Consider the following 250-nt stretch of genomic DNA (forward strand, 5'->3'; position numbering starts at 1 on the left):
GACGGTTACCGACGCTCCGAAGGACCCGGATCAGGCGGTGTCGGCGAACACCAAGGAGTTCTATGGGGTGGACCTTTCGGAGGTCTTCCCGAAGGGCACCAAGGTGGACGTGGACAAGAGCACCTGGACTGATGTGGACGAGACGACGGCGATGGTGCTTACAACAATCACCCGCCCCGGCCAGCAGGCAGAGAAGTACACTGCGGTACTTGGCAAGTCCAACGGAAAGTGGACGTTGCTTGGCACTCTG

1 protein-coding gene is annotated in these 250 nt (G+C 60.0%); it reads left to right on the top strand.

Translation table 11 applies throughout. The features are described 5' to 3' along the window. Positions 1–250, top strand: a 250-nt coding sequence (locus QP363_RS13325) for a hypothetical protein (RefSeq protein WP_284764841.1), incomplete at both ends; no start/stop codon positions are given.

It is taken from the genome of Corynebacterium sp. UMB6689, from assembly GCF_030215295.1.
GTDB classification, from domain to species: Bacteria; Actinomycetota; Actinomycetes; order Mycobacteriales; family Mycobacteriaceae; genus Corynebacterium; species Corynebacterium aurimucosum.